The organism is Pseudomonas sp. Irchel 3E19, from assembly GCF_900187585.1.
Taxonomy (GTDB): Bacteria; Pseudomonadota; Gammaproteobacteria; order Pseudomonadales; family Pseudomonadaceae; genus Aquipseudomonas; species Aquipseudomonas baetica.
In genome coordinates this window covers 13,294-30,497 of the sequence record NZ_FYDT01000054.1, presented here as the reverse complement: position 1 = coordinate 30,497, position 17,204 = coordinate 13,294, and the positions used below count along the sequence as shown (strand labels likewise).

The following is a 17,204-nucleotide window of genomic DNA, read 5'->3' as shown; positions in this document are numbered from 1 at the left end:
GCCGTCGCGGGTTCATTTATTTTTCTCCAGCGCCTTGAGCGGCTGTGCCAGATCCAGCGCGATAAGGCCGCGCACCCGCCGACACGAGCCCATGCTCGTTTTGCCGCAGTGGTGTGTCGAAAACATCACGCGCGTGGGGCGGCACCTCGAGAGAGGCGAACTGGCTGCTCAGCCAGCTGTAGAGTTGAGACACCGCAGGGGAGATCTGCTTGCGGTGCGGACAGACCATGCTCAGCGGCGAGGCATTGCCCGGATAGTCCGCGAGCAACACCAACAGACGCCCGGCGGCCACGTCGGCGCTGACGTCCAGCCACGATTTGCAGGCGATACCTTCGCCCTCCAGCGCCCAGCGCCGAACCACATCGGCATCGTCGCTGAACAACGGGCCGCAGACGTGGATCGTTTGTCCGCCGAGGGTCCACTTATCGAACACCCGACCGTTTTGCAGATAAAGCAAGCAGGGATGGTTGAGCAGTTGCTCCGGGGTTTGCGGTTGCCCGCAGCGCTCGACATATTCTGGCGAGGCAACCAGAATACGCCGGTTCCAGGGGGCCAGCGGCAGCGCGACATAGTTGGCGTCTTCGTTCAAACCGTAACGGATGGCGACATCCACCGGATCGCGAAACAGGTCGGCGACCTGATCGGACAGCGCAAAACGCAAGGTGAGCTCAGGGTGTTGGCGGCGGAATTGCGACAGCCACGGCAACAGCACATTGCGCCCCAGATCGGACGGTGCGGTGACTTGCAGCACGCCCTTGAGCGTAGCATTTTCACCGCGCAGGTTTTCCTTGCCCAGTTTCAACGCCTCCAGCACCGCGTGGGCGGTCGGCAGGTACTGCTCACCCTCGGCGGTCAGGCGCAGACTACGCGTGGTGCGCGCGAACAGACGCACGTCCAGCTCACGTTCCAGGCGCTTGATCGCGGCAGCGACCTGGCCCGGCAATAAATCGGCTTCCAGCGCCGCGGCGGTAAAACTGCCCAGCGCGGCACTGCGAATAAACAGGCCCAGATCATCGACGCGAATCAATCTTCACTCCTAGGGTGAAAGTGTTGGCGGATTCTGCGGGTTTTTCTTTGCTCTCGTGAGCTCGAAAATGTTTGCAAGTGTGTGCGTCAGTTCTTCAAACAGCGAGCTTCAATGAAAACCTTCACCTTCACCCCCCACAGACTATCGAATGATGACGTTGACGCTACCCGACCCAAGCCCGGCCCAAGGCAACTGTTGATTGAAGTTCACGCGACTGCAGTCAGCCCTGGCGCGAGCGACATGCCGGTGGCGGCGCTGCTCCAAGAGCCGAAAATTCTCGGCTGGGGAGCGGCCGGTGTGGTTCGTGAAGTCGGCCCGGAGGCGACGCTGTTTCAGCCGGGCGATGACGTGTTTTATTGCTTTCACGGCAGCATCGGCGACACCGGCGGCCCCAGCCCGATGCACTCGGTGGATGAACGAGCGGTCGGGCACAAGCCGCGAACCTTGAGTGCAGCGCGTGCGGCGGCATTGTCTTTACCTTCTGTCACCGCCTGGGAATTGCTCTTTGAGCGTCTGGGTGTTGCGCAGGATTCGGGGGCGGGCGAGTGCCTGTTGATCACCGGGGCGGACACTGATGTGGGGTCGATGCTGGTGCAACTGGCCCGGCAGTTGACCCGGCTGACGGTGATCGCGTGCGCCAGCACTCACGCGGTGGATTCGGTTCGGCAGTGGGGCGCGCACCATGCGCTTGATCACGCCGCGATAGCTGATCAGTTGCAGGCCCTCACCATCGCCGAGGTCAGCTACGTCGCCAGTCTGATTGATACCCAACAGCACTTTGCGCAGTTGATCGACGTGCTGCGCGCGCAAGGGCGTCTGGCCGTGAACGACGAACCACAACATCTCGACGGGATGCACCTCAAGCGCAAGTCCTTGTCGCTGCATTGGCAAATGCCATTTACCCGTTCGTTGTTCGAATCCGCCGACCTGATCAATCAGTATCAGTTGCTCAACCGTGTCTCTACGCTCGTGGATCAAGGCGTTTTGCAAACCTGTGTGAGCACGTCGGCGGACGCTGGCGCGGCGGACAGTATGCAACGCGCCGCTGCACTGCTTGAACGTCTCAAGGCCAAAGGCAAACCTTAGTGGAAGGCTGATTTTCATTTTTTTGATGAAAGTGTTGGCGCGTTTTGCGGGTTTTTCTTTGGTTAAGGGCAGTCGAAGATGGCTGCAAGTGAACGCATCAACCCTCACACAGCGAGTTTCCATGAAAGCCATCACCTTTACCCAACACGCCTTGCCTATTGAAGATCCACAAGCGTTGTTCGACACCGACATCCCGCGTCCGACGCCCGGCCCGCGCGATCTGCTGGTCGAAGTTCACGCGGTTTCAGTCAACCCGGTGGATACCAAGGCACGCGCCGGCACTTTCACTAAAGAACCGAAAATCCTCGGTTGGGATGCGGCAGGTATCGTCCGCGAAGTCGGCTCTGAAGTAACACTGTTTCAACCCGGCGATGAAGTGTTCTATGCCGGCTCGATTGCCCGCACCGGCAGCTACAGCGAATTGCATCTGGTCGATGAGCGAATTGTCGGGCACAAGCCGCGCTCATTGAGTGCTGCTCATGCGGCTGCGTTGCCGCTGACATCGATCACCGCCTGGGAATTGCTGTTTGACCGGCTCGGTGTCGTTGAAGGCACGGGGGAGGGCAAGTGCCTGTTGATTACCGGTGCGGCGGGTGGCGTCGGTTCGATGCTGGTGCAACTGGCGCGGCAATTGACCCGGCTCACGGTCATTGGCACCGCGTCGCGCCAGGAAACCGCTGACTGGGTCAAGCAACTGGGGGCGCATCACGTCATCGATCACAGCCAGCCGCTGCTTGCTCAGTTGCAGGCGATCGGCATTGCCGAGGTCGACTATGTCGCCAGCCTGACCCACACCGAGCAGCACTTTTTACAACTGATCGAGGTGCTGAAACCGCAGGGGCGTCTGGGCGTGATCGACGATCCCGACAGCCTCGATGTGATGCCGCTCAAGCGCAAGTCGTTGTCGCTGCATTGGGAGTTGATGTTCACTCGTTCGTTGTACGAAACCGCCGACATGATCGAACAGCATCACTTGCTCAACCGGGTCTCCGACCTGATTGATCTGGGCGTTTTGCAAACCACCGTCGGCGAGCACTTCGGCGCGATCAACGCCGCCAACATGCGGCGCGCCCATGCGCTGGTCGAGAGCGGCAAGGCCCGGGGCAAGATCGTTCTCGAAGGTTTCTGAACACCGCCATCTGCACAGTCAGACGTGCCACCAGAAGGGCGCGTCAGGAGCACGTTATGCGTATGAAAAAACTTTCCGCCACGATTGCCATGGTCACGGCTGCCGCATTGGCCATGCCGTTCGCGCATGCCGTCAATGCCGTCGCATTGCCGGCCAATGCACCCGCCGATCGGCCTTTCGGCAAGCTTGAACAAGTGCATGCGTTCTACGACGCGATGCCAACCGGGGTGACGGTCAGCGAGACCGGGCGAATCTTCGTCAACTATCCGCGCTGGGGCGACGATGTACCCTTCACCGTGGGCGAGATCCGCGACGGCAAGGTGGTCGCCTATCCAAATGCGGCGATCAACCGGGAAAACCCCCATGACCCCAGCGATGGGCTGATCAGCGTGCAAAGCGTGGTGGCCGATGGTCAGGGCCGTGTCTGGCTGCTCGACACGGCAGCCCCGGGTTTCGCCGATCCGAAACCGCGCGGCGCCAAGCTGGTGGCGGTGGACCTTGCCAGCAACACGGTCGTCAAGCGTCTGGTGTTCCCGGAGAACGTCATGTTGCCCAGCACCTACGTCAACGACATGCGTTTTGATTTTCGCACCGGCGAGCAAGGCACTGTTTATCTCACCGACTCATCGTTGCGCGGTCCGGGGGCGATCATCGTCGTGGACATCGCCAGCGGTCGCGCCATGCGCCGCTTGAGCGGAGTACCGTCAACATCGGTTGATCCGTCCTTCGTACCTGTTGTGGAAGGCCTTCCAGTGATGGTCAAGGGCGCCGACGGCAAGCAAAAACCGCTCGGTGTGGCGTCCGACGGCATCGCCTTGTCGGCGGACGGCAAGACACTGTATTTCACGCCGTTGTCCAGCCGCCACCTGTACTCGGTACCGACCGCATTGCTGCGTGATTCCAGCGTCAGCGAGCAACAACTGGCCGCTGCCGTGCAGAATCTGGGCGAGAAAGGCGCATCGGACGGCATGGAGGCGGACGCCAGCGGCGCACTTTATGCTGGCGACTACGAGCACAACTCGATCCGTAAACGCCTGCCGGACGGCCAATGGCAAACCATCGTGCACGATCCACGCCTGCTCTGGCCCGACACGTTGTCCATCGGTCCTGACGGCTATCTGTATTTCACCGCCAACCAGTTGCACCGCCAGGCGGCGTTTCGCGGTGGCCAGGATCAGCGGCAAAAACCCTACAGCCTGATGCGTCTGAAAATCGACGCGGCGCCTGCACCTACCCGGTAATACCTGTTCGAATTTTCTGGAGAATTGATGATGAATGCATCCACTGAAGTGTTGGTTTCGATTGCCGTCCTCAAGGCCAAAGCGGGCAAGGAGCAAGCCTTGAAGGAGGGCTTGCTGGCGCTGGTCGAGCCGACCCGGGCCGAGCCGGGCAATCTCGACTATGTGTTGTTCGAACTGCGTGACGAACGCGGCACGTTCTATATGCGCGAGGCGTTCAAGAATCAGGCGGCACTGGATGCGCATTTCGCCACGCCGTACTTCCAGCGCTTCGCAGCCACGGCGGATGACCTGCTTGCCGAGCCGTTGCAATTGATCTTCCTTGAGCAAGTCTCGAACTGACAGCGCTACAACACTCAGTCGTCCTTCCAACCTTTCGGGGTGTTCTGCAATGAAAGATTCCGCGCAACGGCCAGGCCAGACAACGTCGCTTCATGAAGACAGCGATGCCATTGAAACTCTTGAGTGGCTCGACGCCCTGGCCAGCGTTGCGCGGGTCGCTGGCAGGCGCCGCGTCAGGTACTTGCTGCAACGGCTGGCCGAGCAGGCCAATCGCTTGGGCGTGCAGGGCGGCGCGGGTGCGTACTCGCTCTATCAGAACACCATCGCGCTGGAGCAGCAGCCGGACTATCCCGGCGACCTGGTGATGGAGGAGCGCCTCACCTCGATCATCCGCTGGAATGCCTTGGCGATGGTGGCCAAGGCCAACAAGGCCTATGGCGAGTTGGGCGGTCACATCGCCAGTTTTGCTTCGGCGGCCGAGATTTTCGAGGTCGGTTTCAATCATTTCTTTCGTGCCGACAGTGATCAGGGACGCGGTGATCTGGTGTACTTCCAGGCGCATTCGGCGCCCGGCGTCTATGCGCGGGCCTTCCTCGAAGGCCGCTTGCAGCAGACGCAACTGGAGCGCTATCGGCAGGAGGTCGACGGTGGCGGCTTGTGCTCGTACCCGCACCCTTGGCTGATGCCGGACTTCTGGCAGTTTCCCACCGGCTCAATGGGTATCGGGCCGATCAATGCCATCTACCAGGCACGGTTTCTGCGCTATCTGCAACATCGCGGCATTGCCGCGACGGCGGGTCGGCATGTCTGGGGCGTATTTGGTGACGGCGAGATGGACGAGCCGGAGTCGATTGCCGCGCTGTCGCTCGCCTCGCGGGAAAGCCTCGATAACGTCACCTTCGTGATCAACTGCAACTTGCAGCGTCTCGATGGCCCGGTACGGGGCAACGGGCAAATCGTTCAGGAGCTGGAATCGCTGTTCAGCGGTGCCGGCTGGAACGTGATCAAAGTGCTGTGGGGCTCTGACTGGGATCGGTTGTTCGCCCGCGACGAAGGCCACGCGCTGCTGCGCCATTTCGCGGCCATGGTCGACGGCGAGTATCAGAACCTCGGCGCCAATGATGGCGCGTACAACCTCAGTCACTTCTTCAATCAAGACCCGCAATTGCAAGCGCTGGTTGCGGATATGACGCCGCAGCAGATCGACGCGCTGCGCCGGGGCGGCCATGATTTTCGCAAACTGCACGCGGCGTTCGAAGCGGCGAAGAATCACGAGGGCAGGCCGACCGTGATTCTGGCGAAAACCAAAAAGGGTTTCGGCATGGGCCAGATTGGCGAATCGCGCAACACCTCACACCAGCAGAAAAAGCTTGATGTCGAGGCACTCAAGGCCTTTCGTGATCGCTTTGCCTTGCCGCTGGACGATCAGGCCGTGGAGGAAATGCGCTTCTATCGGCCTGCCGACGACAGCCCCGAGTTGCGTTACCTGCAGCAACAGCGACGTGCGCTGGGCGGTTATCTGCCCAAGCGCAACAGCGTGGCAGCGGTAATCCCGGTGCCGCCGCTCGACAGTTATGCGCGGTTTGCGCTGGCCCCGGACGAGCGGGAAAACTCCACCACAATGGCGGTCGTGCGCCTGTTCACCCACCTGATCAAGGACAAACAACTGGGTCCGCGCATCGTGCCGATCGTTGCCGATGAGGCGCGCACTTTCGGCATGGCCAACCTGTTCCGGCAGATCGGCATCTACTCGTCGGTGGGGCAACTGTACGAGCCGGAAGACGCCGGCGCGCTGCTTTATTACAAGGAATCCACCGACGGCCAGTTGCTGGAGGAGGGCATCACCGAAGCCGGCGCCATGTCCTCGTGGATCGCTGCGGCCACCTCGTACAGCGTCAATGGCGAGCCGATGCTGCCGTTCTACATCTACTACTCGATGTTCGGCTTCCAGCGCGTCGGTGATCTGATCTGGGCGGCGGCTGATCAGCGCGCCAGAGGTTTTCTCATCGGCGCCACGTCAGGCCGCACGACGCTGGCTGGCGAAGGCTTGCAACATCAGGACGGTTCCAGCCAATTGATGGCCGCCACCGTGCCCAACTGCCGCGCCTATGACCCGGCATTCGCCAGCGAAGCGGCGGTGATCATCGATCATGGCAGCCGGCGCATGCTGGAGCAGCAAGAGGACGAGTTCTATTACCTGACCGTGACCAACGAAAACTACGTGCAGGCGCCGCTGGAACCCGATCAATACGAACAGGTGATTCGCGGCATGCGCCTGTATGCCCGTCACGGCGACAAGGTCCCGGCCGTGCGCCTGCTAGGTTCCGGAGCGATTCTGCGCGAAGTGATCGCCGCCGCGCAGATGCTGGACGAAGAGTGGCAGGTCAGCAGCGAAGTCTGGAGCGTCACAAGCTTTTCCGAGTTGGCGCGAGAGGCGCGCGAGGTGCAGCGTCAACAGGTGTTCGGGGGGGACGTCCATCAGCAAAGCCATCTGACACGTTGCCTGCCCGGCGGCGCGCCAATTGTGGCGGCCAGCGATTACGTGCGCGCTTATGCGCAACTGATCGCACCTTACTTGCAGGCGCCTTACCTTGCCCTGGGCACCGATGGCTTCGGGCGCAGCGACACGCGTTCGGCGTTGCGCCGGTTCTTTGAGGTGGATCGCTATCACATCGTGCTGGCTGCGTTGGCGGCGGTAGATCCTCAGGCGCATGCTGTGGCGCGGTCGCGATACGGCATCGAGGCGAGCGTGCAGGCACCGTGGAATTGTTGATTGGCTTGCTCGCGCTCCGGCCAATATTCTTCACGCCGTCATGTGTGTCGGATATTGGCTGATGAGCGTTTCGGGGCTGCCCATGACCACGGAGTGGGTGCTTACCTCGCTGATCATCGTCCTTTGCGCAGGTTCGCTTTGGCTGCCGGTGTTGGTTTTGCACAAGCGTTTGTAGGTGATGGCGTCGAGCGCGGGGGAGGTAGGGACGGCGCTCGATGCGCAATACCGTGCGGTTTACCGGATGTGGTTCTGGCTGGGTGCATGCGGGCAAAGAGGCGATGGTCACGCTTGGAGTCAATGTGTACGTCTCATCCGTACGACAGAAAGCCGGGAATAAGCCCGGCTTTTTTGCGTCAGGAAAATTTCAGGAAACGCTGTTCATGGTCAGGATTGGGCAGCAGGCAGGTATCGTACTTGCCAAACAACCGATAGCGATTCAGCGCGATGCGGTCATAGCCCCAGTCCCGTAATACGCGGGGGAAGAGTCGCAGCAGTCGCAAAGGCTGCCAACGGCCGGACAACTGGCCGATGACTTCGAAAAAGGCGTCCGAACGCTCCCAGTAGTGCCGGTCACGAATCACCGCCATGGTGTCGAACTGATCCAGCGGTAACCCCGCCCACGCGAGCAGCGCCTGGCCCTCGGGTGACTGCACCGCCGCCAGTCGCACGCGCCGCTGGTGGTCATGCCGAATCAGAAACCGCGCCCAGCCATTGCACAGCTTGCACACACCGTCGAACAGCACCACCGTCTCGCCTGGCTTGAGCAATGGCGCGGGGGTAGGGCGGGTTTGCGCAGATGGCATGGAGAAAGTCCGTTGGGGGGGGCCGTAATCGGGGAGAGGGTTGGGGTATGCAATTCAACCCTATTTGAAGACGTGTATCAAACTTCGAGCGACGTGGGCTTCGACGGCGTCTTCTCTGGCGCACTAATCTCGAAACCCGCATATCAGGCCGATGCACCAAGATTACGGTAATCTTTTTTTCTCCAGGTTTGAGTTGTCAGTCGACTCTTTTTCTACATCTGGATTGTCGAATTTGCGCGTTTCGTTGCGATGAAGAAACTTTTCATCCCCTAGATAAATCGCGGCCCGACTGACCTTGTTCCCATTGGCAGAAAAAAATCAAATCGCCAGGCTGGATCCCGCTCTTCTTGATGGAGACGATTTCTGGCTCGGAAAGTTTTATCGGTGCACTATCGTTTAATAGCTTGATAGCCCAGTTTGTGAGCTCAGGAGAGGTCTGCACCTCGCCTTCTTTTTTTGGGGCAAGCAATGAGATAGCCAAGTTGCCATAGTCTCTTTTAATTTGCTGATCTTGTACGCCGCGCTGAACCCAGTAGCCAATTAGCGCCAAAACAACTGGAATCGCTATCATTGAGAATATCTGGCTCAGCAAAAGTGCTTTTTTCAGTGTCAATTCCGACACGCTCTCTTGGGGGGGCGGAATGTTCATTTTTCCTTTCTGTCATATTTAGCACCGCTAGCAGTTTTTTAAAATCGCCAATAAGAAAATGAAATGTGTTGATTTGGATAGCTGTAAGTTGTGGGTGCTCTATGTCAGAGCCCGAACTGTTCTCACCTATCAAATCTGTCTAATGACATTGTGAAAAGGGAATTGTGAATTCTTAGCGGTTTTGAGGCGTGACCAAGTCATACCCATGGCGGGCAACCCAACTGCCAGTGCACAGATAAGAACAATATGTTGCATAACAAAATCGTAAGTCTGGTTCAGTAAGGCTTTATACTTGACGACGCAGAGGCATTCATTTCCCAAAGCAGGCGTCACAAAAACAGATAAGAGCAATAAAAAAACGAACCAGTCGCACATAGATACGAATCCGACCTTCAATCGTTGCCACTTAATTCTCAAGTTGTTCCCAGAGCGCTTGCGCATTTTCTTTACCTGCAGCACATTGCTTCCATGCATAACGGTGTCTTTCGCATCCCACTTCATGTCATTTATATTGACTGTCCTATACTGGCTAACACATCTCTTCCAAAAGAAAAATGTTCTCCAAGGATGTATTTCAAAGTGCTCCAACGCCTCGTCGGTAAACACGAGTGCTGATTTGATTGACTTTAGTGTTGAGGTATTGGCGAGTGGGCCGTCAATGTCTAGTGCATATATCCTGCCTTGCGTCCTCACTTTAAATCTACCAGTTCCTTTTTTAGTGAAGTCTCCGAGATCAGACTTTGAGTAATGGACCAATTTTTTTGGTGTTGACTTGTTGGACATGAAAGCTCCGAACTAAGAATATTGCAAAGCCACCGCGACAGCGTAAAGCTACTCAAAGAGGTGATCTTTGCAGTTGAAATAAATACAAAATGTTAAGTAGTGCATCACCTGAAATTTTCAATCGATGGGCATAACCCAACGCTCACCATTTCGGACGAAAACAAAGCACCGAGACGGTGATTGCAAGATGATATCATGCAAGTCCGCGCGACCAAATCGGAAGTTCGTGATTTGTTGTGTGCGACGAAGCGGTCGCTGGGCAGGAGTATCAAACGGGCTAAGGCCGCCTTTTAACAAAACGTCAGGTGTCAAATGCCGGAAGTCGCACTTGTTCCGAAGTTCTTAAAATTGTTCGCCGCGGAGCATGGCCTCCAAGTTCATGACTGCCTCTACGGGGCCATTGAGCTTGGGGGTGAGTTTCCGATTGAGCAATCCTCCGCTGCCGTTTATGGAATCTGGGCTCACATGTCCGAGCCGCCCAGGCGCGGACTAGCCCAAGTACCCGGTTTTTCGGGCTGGTATCCTGTTTACTGGGGCAAGGACATATCACCTGTAAGCCGAATCAAAGCCCATGTACAAGGACACAAAAACGGTAACATCGGCCTGCCGGGCATCCTCGAATTGAGCGGCGCACGCCTAGTGTTCGGTGCTGTTTTGGTTTCGGAGTACCAACGCTTTGAGGCGCTTCTGCACCAGCATTGTCCCCCATTCAAGGGAACGCCATCGATTGGCCGTCAGGGCACGGTGGTTAGAGTACGGTGAATTCCAACATGGCGGCTGACGCGCAAAAAGATGTGTTACCAGTCTTCAGACTGACTGAATTCAGCTTTACGGCCATCGATGTCTATCGAGGTAACACAGCACACTGCCAGGGCTAAAAGCCCTGGCAGTTTGCTGATGTTACTTTTTCTTTTTTGCCGGCTTATCCGACTTTTCCGCTTTCTCTGATTTCTTGACCTTCTCTGGCTTGCTGTCAGCTTTCTTTGCAGATTTCTTTGGTTCGGCCTCTTTTTTCTTGTCTTTCTTTTCGGAAGACTTCGAAAGAGCCGAGGCCGCAGCGGATTTCTTTTCAGGTGATGACTTTTTGTCTTTCAATTCCTTGCTGGCCTTCGAAGCGTCACCTTTGCCTTTCTTCTCGTCTTTAGCCATGTTGACCACCTCTCGGAGCATGCCGGTATTGGCACATTGCCTGTGCAATTTGTTCACAAGCTGATCATTAGGCGAGTGCGTCCAGAAGCGGTTCAAATTCTTTTGGCACGTCGAGACGGGCTGCTGCTGATGCATCTCTCTGAGGTGGTATCACAATGCCATCGCTTGCTGATAATCTCCGCTCCCTTGACCATCCCTGCTCATGGAGAGCCCATGTTGGTGCGCCATCCTCTCTCGCTCATCCTCTTCTCAGCCGCACTGCTTGCCGGTTGTGCGACCCCGCCTGTCGCCGTCAAACCAGCCGAGCCCATCCACCTGGAGCCGCTGGGGCAGAGCCTGCCGCAGACCCGTGCGCGCATGGCGTTGATTGACCAGATCATCAACAACGACCGGGTCGTGGTCTCGTCGCTAAAGCCGGTACTTTCCAAGACCGATAACGACGGGCGGGTTGCTGCGCTGCGCAAGAAGGACGGTGGGGCCTTGCCTGACGGTTACTGGGCGCTCTACAAACAGAATCTGGAAGCGCTTCAGTACGATCTCAATCACCAACATGACGCGGCACGCGCCGAGTACATCGCGACGTACCGCGACGAACTGAACCGGGTCGATGACGGCACGTTGCAAGCCATGGCCACGTCGCCCAAAGCGCTGGAGGAGGGGAGTCGGCGCCAATGGAATGCCCGCCTGAGCGACAGAACCCTGCGCTACATGCTCACCAGCGAGCAATCGGCGAGCGCTGCCACTGACGCCCATCTCAATCGCATGGCGTTGATGGATCGTCAGTACAACGTGTGCGCGGTAAAACCTGAATGCTGGGATGCACCGGTTAAAAAGTGATGTGACCGGATCGGCTCACAGCGTCGCAAGCTGGCGGTTATTCGGGCCGCTTGCGAGGTGTGACCTCAGGCACGTTTCGGCAGTTTCCAGTTCGGGCGGATGAAGTGGCAGGTATAGCCATTCGGAATGCGCTCGAGGTAATCCTGATGCTCCGGCTCCGCTTCCCAGAACGGCCCGGCCGGGTCGATTTCGGTGACCACTCGGCCCGGCCACAGTTTTGATGCGTCGACGTCGGCGGCGGTGTCTTCGGCGATGTCGCGTTGCTGTTCGCTGAGGTAATAGATCGCCGAGCGATAGCTGGGGCCGAGGTCGTTGCCCTGACGGTTGGGTGTGCTGGGGTCGTGTATCTGGAAGAAGAATTCGAGGATCTGCCGATAGCTGATCACCGCCGGATCGAAGACGATTTCGATCGCTTCGGCGTGGTTGCCATGGTTGCGGTAAGTGGCGTTCGGCACATCGCCGCCGGTGTAGCCGACGCGAGTTTGCAGCACACCGGGGTAGCGTCGCAGCAAGTCCTGCATGCCCCAGAAGCAGCCGCCGGCGAGAATGGCAGTTTCGGTTTGTGCGCTCATGGTCAGTCCTTCCTCATGGCCTTGGGTATAGCCATGGTAATGAGGGCGTGTTGAGCAATTCCAAGGCTGGGCCGCGCAAATATATCTGCGCGGCTTTCTAGCCTGAGGCAGTGGCAAACCTGAAAACCCCAGGCTTGCTCGTCCGCTTCGGATTACGTAATCAGATGACTTTCAACGCGTTGAGAATAACCAGCGACTGTTCGGCAAACGCCTGCGCCTGTTCCGTCAACGCGGCAAGGTTTTCTTCTGCGGTCAACAGCGGTCCGTTATCACCGACGAGAACCTCACCTTGCTGGCTGATGATGCCCCAGGCCAGTTGTGCCCATTCGGCCGGGTGCTTGTTGCCCTGTTTGATCGATATCAGGAACAGTTGCTGGAAGCGGCTGACCGGTACGCCTCCCCCGGTGACCGGGCTGGCCAGCACCTGAATCTGGTTGTTGAATAGCGCACGTTTGCACAGTTGCAGATTGAGTGTGCTGCAGCGCTCGTGTACCAGTTTTTCCGCCGCTTCGCTTTGGCACGGCGCTGCACAGCCCATGCCCACCAACACGGTGATGGCCTGCAACAAGTCGTCATAAGCCATCGCAGGGATCGAGGCGGACAGCTGACGCAAGGTTTTTGCTTCGCAGCCATTGCTGGCCAACGCATCCAGTACCGGGCCGTACACTTCATCCTGCAACGTAGCTTCGCCTGCCGGACCTTTGACGGTGCCCGGAATGCTTTCTACCCCTTGCATCAGGACAAAGCGGGTTTTCATCAGACTTTCGCGGTGTTCTGACGCGCAAAGTCGGTTGGCGCCGCGCACATACAAGTCGCGGCGGAAATGTTGATTGACGAAGTAGTCGCGCGCCTGCTCACGCATGATCGGGTGTTCGATGCTTTCCAGGAAATCCATGCCTTGCGCGCTCAGGTTGAGCGGGTCAACTGCGTCCAGCGGCACGGCGGTTGTAGCGTAGTCGAGCTTGGCGGCGGCGAAGGCGTCAACCACGTCGGTGAAATACATGCAGTCCCAGTTACGGTTGAAGTATTCATGAGCGACGTATTGGCGATTCTGGCCTTTGATGCTCTGCAACCTGGCATCCAGATTCGGTGCGGCGGCAGCGTAATTGGGATTGGCCGCCAGCAACGCTTCGGAGAATTGCAGCGCTGAATCGATGCGTTTTTCAGGGCTGGCGCTGGTCTGGGTGGCGAAGCGGTCGTGCAGGCTGAACAGATTGCGCAAGGGTGCCGAAGGCGACCAACCCGGGAAGCAGTTGTAGCTGACATACAACAGGCCGCCGGGTTTGAGATGACGACGGGCGAATTCGACGATCAGTTTCTGGTTGTCGCGGCTGACCCACGTCCAGATACCATGCAGGCTGATGCTATCGAACTGCGGCAGATCATTACGCGCCAGCAGTTGCTCGAAACTGTCGTCGTACAGCTGTGCCGAGCTGTTCCAGGAAGTCGCCAATGCATTGGCGTTAGCCGCCTGGCCTGGATGAAAGTCCGTGCCGACGTAGGCGCCCGGGTTGGCTGCGGCGTGGATGTTGATCGAGACACCTTGGCCAAAGCCCAGTTCGCAGTGATAGCCGTTGCTGCTCTCCAGCGTGGCAAAACCACGCAACAACAAACAATAGCGCTGGAAAACCGGGTTGATCTCCCGGCTATACCCGAAGGTGTAGCCCTCATCGGTGAAGTACCCTTCGTTCCAGTTGGCGCTCATGCATGCATCCTTCAATGTGTAGAAAAGTGGCTCTTATAAGGGGTAGTCCTTACGCGCGACAAGAAGAAAAACTTGTAAGGATATTTGTCGCGGACTGCTCCTCACTCAAGAAGCAGTGGACGCCGGTATGGCGGTCAGCTTCAACAGAATCAGGGGTGAAGTCAGACGTGTGTCTGAAATTTCACTAAGGTTCAGGGAGTGCCTCTATAGCGGCCAAAGCGAAGAAAGGTTTAGTGAAGGGCGGGCAGGGCTCTGGGGTGCTGGTCAGCCAAAGGCCTCGGCAGCCGGGCGATGGCCAAATGTTCAGCGCCATCATTGACTGAATCAATAACAACCATTAACTCAATTAGATTCTCATATCGAAACAGCGGCGTAAGATCAGCTCCAGACCAACCCACTGCACACGGAGCACGTCATCATGAAACGCCAAACCATCCTCGGTATCGCATTCTCACTTTTCGCACTGAACGCAGTTGCCGCAGCGACTCAAACTGATCCCCTGTTCAGCGATGCAGTGGCTGCTGCGACCCAAACCGACCCACTCTTTAGCGATGCTGTTGCCGCCGACGGTTCGGATCGACTTAAAGGTAATCTGGTCGCCGAAGGTGGTGCCGACCGTCTGCTCGAACGCCGTACCGCTTGAATGCAGCGGTTGACCGCAGTAATCGGCGAAAGCCCGGCCTCATCGGCCGGGTTTTTTTGCCACGAATAGGGAAACAACCTCTTGATTACCCTGATCAAGGACTTGAACGAGTGACGGGCGCTTGCCCATCGACCCGCGCCGAAATCCATTCACGACTGTAAGCCAGCACGCTTTGAGCAATGGATGTCGGAAAATGGATAAAACCGTGCGGGGAGGAGGGCAGCAGATACACCTCGACAGGCGCCGATTGCACCCAGCGCTTGGCGATGTCGAGGGTGTCATCGCGCAGCGGATCAAGCTCCCCGGCAAACATCAGCGCCGGCGGGAAATCACTGAAGTCGCCATACAGCGGTGACAACGGTGGCTGCCGGCGCTGTTCGTCATTCAAGCCCGGCGTGAGCATGCGCAACGCGGTGACCATGCCGGGGCCGTCCAGCACCAGGGTTTGCGGGGGTGCAGCGCGCACGCTCGGCGTTCCGGTCAAATCGTAGACGCCGTAATACAACAGCGCGCCGCTGACCCGTTGCAGCAGATCGGGCGAAGGTTTGAGTGCCAGCAACGTTGCCGCCGCCAGATGTGCCCCGGCGGATTCGCCGATGACGATCACCGGCAGATCGGCAAACGCTTCGTCGGCCAATACCCAGCGAGCGGCCGCAACGCAGTCCTCCATCACCCCCTCAATGGGTGTCGATACCGCCAGCCGATAATCCACCGAGACCACCGTCACGTCGCAAGTATTGACGATGGCGATGTTGAAGTTGTCATTCATCTGCGCATTGCCGATCACCCAGCCGCCGCCATGGAAGTCCAGCACGACGCCTTTGGCTCGACCTTTGGGCCGGATGATTCGAACGGCCACGCCGCTATCAATCACCCTTCGTTCAGCCGCGACCCCAGCTTTGAGCAACTTGCTCGCGCCACCGATTTGACTGACTCGAAGCAGCGCCTGAATCATCCGTGGCAGCACGCGATTGCGGATTTTGAAGCGCGGTAACCAGGCGAGTTTCCTGTTGAAGGCGCGCACTTGCGCCAACTCGCGCTCGCCCTCTGGCCACGGCGCTTTGCCGGTGAATTGGGTCATCAGCGGTTCTTGACCAAAATCGAAAAGTTCAACGCGGCGGCCACACACAGCCACGCCAGATAGGGAAACAGAATCAGGCCGGTGATCAGATCAAGCTGCACCGCCAGCACGACCATCGCCGCGACCACCAGCCACAGCAGTGTGAGGATGATCATGGCGGCGAGAACCTGATGCGCGCCGAAGAACACCGGCGTCCACAGCGTATTCAGCGCAATTTGCGCGGCCCACAACGCCAACACGGTCTGACTGCCGGGGATCAGGCTCAAGCGGTAACCGGCCCAGGCCAGCAGCAGATAAATCACTGTCCAGGCCACCGGGAATGCCCAGTTGGGTGGGGTGAAGCCCGGTTTGGCCAACGACGCATACCATTCGCCCGGTTTGAACATGACGCCCGTGGTTGCGGCAGCCGCGCAGGCCAGAAGAAAAATGAAGAAGGTCATCGCCAGTCCTTAGCTGTGCTCAGCTGTTGGGAAGTGTAAGAAGAGGACGCCCGGTGACGCTAAAAGTTTGGAATGAACTGATATTTCTCTGCTCATCACGTAGTTGAACTAAAAAAGTGACTGGCGCGTCAGGATATTCAGTGGCTTCTCACTTCATAAGCGGATGACACCATGCACACCTACCACATCGAGTACCGATTCAACGGCGAGCCGCGCAGTCATGCATTCGAGCTCAAACAGCCGCAACTGGCCGAACACGAGGCGGCGATGCATCTTCTGGAACTGCATCTGGGTGATGCCGAAAACGGCCTGGTCATGCCTACGGCGGATTCCACACCGCAGGAGATTTTGGAGCAGGCTGCGCGGCTAGGGATTACGCAAATTCAGGTAGCGCCGCCAATCAAGAATTAACCACCGCAACCTCTTCTGATCAATGTCTGCCGGGCTCATCGCCAATGCAGTCGGGCGCATTGGGGCCGATCTCGATCATGCTGGCTGACACACTCGGCACGCCACTGAAGCCCCAGCTCAGAGGTCCACCATCGTGCACCAGATCGTAGATGCCACTTTCGCCCAGCAGTTGGCCGTTGCGATGGTCGTACAAGCGAAAAAAGGCCGGTATCTCCCAATGGGGAAACCAGGCGAGAGGGACCGAATCGTCCGGGTGAGCGCGAGGGTGAAAAAAGGCCGGCAGTACCCAAAAAGGCGTGAACTGCTGAACACGGTAGCAGCCGTGGGGACTGATATGGGCTTCGCCGGAAGGCTTCGCCAGCGCTTTTTCCCACCATTGGGAAGCGACCCACAACCCGCTCCATGAGGCGATGCAGAACAACAGGGCTGCGTAGATTTGCTTTGAGGGTTTTGTCATGTTCGCGGACCTTTCGAGAACGTGTCGTTGAAGCAGGTCCCTTGCGCGCGTGCGGGGATGCCGAGAAGGGTAGCCCAGCGCAATGACAATCACGCGCAGGGAGACGCTGCGTTTGAAGCGCGAAAGCGCTTCGCTCAAC

At 58.0% G+C, this 17,204-nt stretch carries 19 protein-coding genes and 1 pseudogene; 10 read left to right on the top strand and 10 right to left on the bottom strand.

Going from position 1 to position 17,204, the window contains the following annotated elements; translation table 11 throughout:
- Positions 1–145: 145 nt before the first annotated feature.
- Positions 146–1,027: pseudogene (locus CKW18_RS24935) on the bottom strand (LysR family transcriptional regulator); the annotation flags it as partial.
- Positions 1,028–1,138: 111 nt separating this feature from the next.
- Between CKW18_RS24935 and CKW18_RS24930 the strand changes: the two are divergent.
- The 6 genes from CKW18_RS24930 (at position 1,139) to CKW18_RS24905 (ending at position 7,710) form a co-directional block, all read left to right on the top strand.
- Positions 1,139–2,113 (top strand): zinc-binding alcohol dehydrogenase family protein, encoded by a 975-nt coding sequence (locus CKW18_RS24930; protein ID WP_095191221.1) that lies wholly within the window; start codon positions 1,139–1,141, stop codon positions 2,111–2,113.
- 121 nt (positions 2,114–2,234) lie between these two features.
- Entirely contained in the window at positions 2,235–3,242 is a 1,008-nt protein-coding gene (locus tag CKW18_RS24925) for a zinc-binding alcohol dehydrogenase family protein (protein ID WP_095191220.1), read from the top strand.
- An 89-nt stretch (positions 3,243–3,331) separates the two neighbouring features.
- Positions 3,332–4,483, top strand: coding sequence for an L-dopachrome tautomerase-related protein (locus CKW18_RS24920; RefSeq protein ID WP_371857648.1), 1,152 nt, complete (start codon positions 3,332–3,334; stop codon positions 4,481–4,483).
- 30 nt (positions 4,484–4,513) lie between these two features.
- Positions 4,514–4,822, top strand: a complete 309-nt coding sequence (locus tag CKW18_RS24915; RefSeq protein ID WP_095191233.1) for a putative quinol monooxygenase — start codon at positions 4,514–4,516, stop codon at positions 4,820–4,822.
- A 49-nt stretch (positions 4,823–4,871) separates the two neighbouring features.
- The gene (gene mdeB / locus CKW18_RS24910) at positions 4,872–7,535 is read left to right on the top strand and encodes an alpha-ketoglutarate dehydrogenase (RefSeq protein ID WP_095191218.1); all 2,664 of its coding nucleotides are present in this window, start codon (positions 4,872–4,874) and stop codon (positions 7,533–7,535) included.
- Positions 7,474–7,710 carry a DUF2269 family protein gene (locus CKW18_RS24905; protein WP_371857647.1) on the top strand — a complete coding sequence of 79 codons (237 nt, stop codon included), beginning with the start codon at positions 7,474–7,476 and terminating at the stop codon, positions 7,708–7,710. Before mdeB ends, CKW18_RS24905 begins: the two co-directional genes overlap by 62 nt.
- A gap of 178 nt (positions 7,711–7,888) precedes the next feature.
- On the opposite strand, the gene CKW18_RS24900 is transcribed toward CKW18_RS24905, so the two are convergent.
- From CKW18_RS24900 to CKW18_RS24890, 3 genes are all read right to left on the bottom strand, one after another.
- A complete protein-coding gene (locus tag CKW18_RS24900) occupies positions 7,889–8,338 on the bottom strand; it encodes a thiol-disulfide oxidoreductase DCC family protein (RefSeq protein ID WP_095191217.1) in 450 nt (149 codons plus the stop codon).
- Between the two features lie 262 nt (positions 8,339–8,600).
- Positions 8,601–8,987, bottom strand: a complete 387-nt coding sequence (locus CKW18_RS24895; protein WP_095191216.1) for a hypothetical protein — start codon at positions 8,985–8,987, stop codon at positions 8,601–8,603.
- Between the two features lie 129 nt (positions 8,988–9,116).
- A complete protein-coding gene (locus tag CKW18_RS24890; protein WP_095191215.1) occupies positions 9,117–9,770 on the bottom strand; it encodes a hypothetical protein in 654 nt (217 codons plus the stop codon).
- 312 nt (positions 9,771–10,082) lie between these two features.
- On the opposite strand from CKW18_RS24890, the gene CKW18_RS24885 reads away from it, so the two are divergent.
- A complete protein-coding gene (locus CKW18_RS24885) occupies positions 10,083–10,532 on the top strand; it encodes a hypothetical protein (RefSeq protein WP_095191214.1) in 450 nt (149 codons plus the stop codon).
- Positions 10,533–10,670: 138 nt separating this feature from the next.
- Here CKW18_RS24885 and CKW18_RS24880 read toward each other — a convergent pair whose 3' ends face one another.
- Positions 10,671–10,928, bottom strand: a complete 258-nt coding sequence (locus CKW18_RS24880; RefSeq protein ID WP_170947313.1) for a hypothetical protein — start codon at positions 10,926–10,928, stop codon at positions 10,671–10,673.
- A gap of 204 nt (positions 10,929–11,132) precedes the next feature.
- Between CKW18_RS24880 and CKW18_RS24875 the strand changes: the two genes are divergently transcribed.
- Positions 11,133–11,756, top strand: coding sequence for a hypothetical protein (locus tag CKW18_RS24875; RefSeq protein WP_095191213.1), 624 nt, complete (start codon positions 11,133–11,135; stop codon positions 11,754–11,756).
- A 65-nt stretch (positions 11,757–11,821) separates the two neighbouring features.
- On the opposite strand, the gene msrA is transcribed toward CKW18_RS24875, so the two are convergent.
- Together msrA and CKW18_RS24865 are read right to left on the bottom strand one after the other, a co-directional pair.
- Complete coding sequence (msrA, locus tag CKW18_RS24870; protein WP_095191212.1) at positions 11,822–12,328, bottom strand: peptide-methionine (S)-S-oxide reductase MsrA; 507 nt, start codon at positions 12,326–12,328, stop codon at positions 11,822–11,824.
- 160 nt (positions 12,329–12,488) lie between these two features.
- Positions 12,489–14,033, bottom strand: coding sequence for a class I SAM-dependent methyltransferase (locus CKW18_RS24865; protein ID WP_095191211.1), 1,545 nt, complete (start codon positions 14,031–14,033; stop codon positions 12,489–12,491).
- 418 nt (positions 14,034–14,451) lie between these two features.
- Between CKW18_RS24865 and CKW18_RS24860 the strand changes: the two genes are divergently transcribed.
- The gene (locus CKW18_RS24860; RefSeq protein WP_095191210.1) at positions 14,452–14,676 is read left to right on the top strand and encodes a hypothetical protein; all 225 of its coding nucleotides are present in this window, start codon (positions 14,452–14,454) and stop codon (positions 14,674–14,676) included.
- A gap of 94 nt (positions 14,677–14,770) precedes the next feature.
- Here the strand turns inward: CKW18_RS24860 and CKW18_RS24855 are convergent, their stop codons facing one another.
- Both CKW18_RS24855 and CKW18_RS24850 read right to left on the bottom strand, forming a co-directional pair.
- Positions 14,771–15,757: an alpha/beta hydrolase fold domain-containing protein gene (locus CKW18_RS24855; RefSeq protein WP_095191209.1), complete on the bottom strand. Its 987-nt coding sequence runs from the start codon at positions 15,755–15,757 to the stop codon at positions 14,771–14,773.
- Positions 15,757–16,197, bottom strand: a complete 441-nt coding sequence (locus CKW18_RS24850; RefSeq protein WP_095191208.1) for a TspO/MBR family protein — start codon at positions 16,195–16,197, stop codon at positions 15,757–15,759. Before CKW18_RS24850 ends, CKW18_RS24855 begins: the two co-directional genes overlap by 1 nt.
- Positions 16,198–16,368: 171 nt before the next feature.
- On the opposite strand from CKW18_RS24850, the gene CKW18_RS24845 reads away from it, so the two are divergent.
- Complete coding sequence (locus CKW18_RS24845) at positions 16,369–16,608, top strand: hypothetical protein (RefSeq protein WP_095191207.1); 240 nt, start codon at positions 16,369–16,371, stop codon at positions 16,606–16,608.
- Positions 16,609–16,627: 19 nt separating this feature from the next.
- On the opposite strand, the gene CKW18_RS24840 is transcribed toward CKW18_RS24845, so the two are convergent.
- Positions 16,628–17,203 carry a hypothetical protein gene (locus CKW18_RS24840; protein ID WP_310868351.1) on the bottom strand — a complete coding sequence of 192 codons (576 nt, stop codon included), beginning with the start codon at positions 17,201–17,203 and terminating at the stop codon, positions 16,628–16,630.
- Position 17,204 lies beyond the last annotated feature (1 nt).

What these genes read in the sequence shown, in the direction of transcription:
- CKW18_RS24930 (WP_095191221.1), top strand. Translation starts at nt 1,139, where the DNA reads ATGAAAACCTTCACCTTCACCCCCCACAGACTATCGAATGATGACGTT.
- CKW18_RS24925 (WP_095191220.1), top strand. Translation starts at nt 2,235, where the DNA reads ATGAAAGCCATCACCTTTACCCAACACGCCTTGCCTATTGAAGATCCA.
- CKW18_RS24920 (WP_371857648.1), top strand. Translation starts at nt 3,332, where the DNA reads ATGGTCACGGCTGCCGCATTGGCCATGCCGTTCGCGCATGCCGTCAAT.
- CKW18_RS24915 (WP_095191233.1), top strand. Translation starts at nt 4,514, where the DNA reads ATGAATGCATCCACTGAAGTGTTGGTTTCGATTGCCGTCCTCAAGGCC.
- mdeB (WP_095191218.1), top strand. Translation starts at nt 4,872, where the DNA reads ATGAAAGATTCCGCGCAACGGCCAGGCCAGACAACGTCGCTTCATGAA.
- CKW18_RS24905 (WP_371857647.1), top strand. Translation starts at nt 7,474, where the DNA reads ATGCTGTGGCGCGGTCGCGATACGGCATCGAGGCGAGCGTGCAGGCAC.
- CKW18_RS24900 (WP_095191217.1), bottom strand. Translation starts at nt 8,338, where the DNA reads ATGCCATCTGCGCAAACCCGCCCTACCCCCGCGCCATTGCTCAAGCCA.
- CKW18_RS24895 (WP_095191216.1), bottom strand. Translation starts at nt 8,987, where the DNA reads ATGAACATTCCGCCCCCCCAAGAGAGCGTGTCGGAATTGACACTGAAA.
- CKW18_RS24890 (WP_095191215.1), bottom strand. Translation starts at nt 9,770, where the DNA reads ATGTCCAACAAGTCAACACCAAAAAAATTGGTCCATTACTCAAAGTCT.
- CKW18_RS24885 (WP_095191214.1), top strand. Translation starts at nt 10,083, where the DNA reads ATGCCGGAAGTCGCACTTGTTCCGAAGTTCTTAAAATTGTTCGCCGCG.
- CKW18_RS24875 (WP_095191213.1), top strand. Translation starts at nt 11,133, where the DNA reads ATGTTGGTGCGCCATCCTCTCTCGCTCATCCTCTTCTCAGCCGCACTG.
- msrA (WP_095191212.1), bottom strand. Translation starts at nt 12,328, where the DNA reads ATGAGCGCACAAACCGAAACTGCCATTCTCGCCGGCGGCTGCTTCTGG.
- CKW18_RS24865 (WP_095191211.1), bottom strand. Translation starts at nt 14,033, where the DNA reads ATGAGCGCCAACTGGAACGAAGGGTACTTCACCGATGAGGGCTACACC.
- CKW18_RS24860 (WP_095191210.1), top strand. Translation starts at nt 14,452, where the DNA reads ATGAAACGCCAAACCATCCTCGGTATCGCATTCTCACTTTTCGCACTG.
- CKW18_RS24855 (WP_095191209.1), bottom strand. Translation starts at nt 15,757, where the DNA reads ATGACCCAATTCACCGGCAAAGCGCCGTGGCCAGAGGGCGAGCGCGAG.
- CKW18_RS24850 (WP_095191208.1), bottom strand. Translation starts at nt 16,197, where the DNA reads ATGACCTTCTTCATTTTTCTTCTGGCCTGCGCGGCTGCCGCAACCACG.
- CKW18_RS24845 (WP_095191207.1), top strand. Translation starts at nt 16,369, where the DNA reads ATGCACACCTACCACATCGAGTACCGATTCAACGGCGAGCCGCGCAGT.